Source organism: Novosphingobium percolationis, from assembly GCF_020179425.1.
Lineage (GTDB): Bacteria > Pseudomonadota > Alphaproteobacteria > Sphingomonadales > Sphingomonadaceae > Novosphingobium > Novosphingobium percolationis.
Genome location: NZ_JAILYM010000027.1, coordinates 1 through 880 on the forward strand (window position 1 = coordinate 1; position 880 = coordinate 880).

1 protein-coding gene is annotated in these 880 nt (G+C 60.6%); it reads left to right on the forward strand.

Going from position 1 to position 880, the window contains the following annotated elements:
• The first annotated feature begins 61 nt into the window (after positions 1-61).
• Positions 62-826: an IS6-like element IS6100 family transposase gene (locus tag K3A84_RS20260; protein WP_001389365.1), complete on the forward strand. Its 765-nt coding sequence runs from the start codon at positions 62-64 to the stop codon at positions 824-826.
• The last annotated feature ends 54 nt before the right edge of the window (positions 827-880 follow it).

The following is an 880-nucleotide window of genomic DNA, read 5'->3' on the forward strand; positions in this document are numbered from 1 at the left end:
GGCTCTGTTGCAAAAATCGTGAAGCTTGAGCATGCTTGGCGGAGATTGGACGGACGGAACGATGACGGATTTCAAGTGGCGCCATTTCCAGGGTGATGTGATCCTGTGGGCGGTGCGCTGGTATTGTCGCTATCCGATCAGCTATCGCGACCTTGAGGAAATGCTGGCGGAACGCGGCATTTCGGTCGACCATACGACGATCTATCGCTGGGTCCAGTGCTACGCCCCGGAGATGGAGAAGCGGCTGCGCTGGTTCTGGCGGCGTGGCTTTGATCCGAGCTGGCGCCTGGATGAAACCTACGTCAAGGTGCGGGGCAAGTGGACCTACCTGTACCGGGCAGTCGACAAGCGGGGCGACACGATCGATTTCTACCTGTCGCCGACCCGCAGCGCCAAGGCAGCGAAGCGGTTCCTGGGCAAGGCCCTGCGAGGCCTGAAGCACTGGGAAAAGCCTGCCACGCTCAATACCGACAAAGCGCCGAGCTATGGTGCAGCGATCACCGAATTGAAGCGCGAAGGAAAGCTGGACCGGGAGACGGCCCACCGGCAGGTGAAGTATCTCAATAACGTGATCGAGGCCGATCACGGAAAGCTCAAGATACTGATCAAGCCGGTGCGCGGTTTCAAATCGATCCCCACGGCCTATGCCACGATCAAGGGATTCGAAGTCATGCGAGCCCTGCGCAAAGGACAGGCTCGCCCCTGGTGCCTGCAGCCCGGCATCAGGGGCGAGGTGCGCCTTGTGGAGAGAGCTTTTGGCATTGGGCCCTCGGCGCTGACGGAGGCCATGGGCATGCTCAACCACCATTTCGCAGCAGCCGCCTGATCGGCGCAGAGCGACAGCCTACCTCTGACTGCCGCCAATCTTTGCAACAGAGCC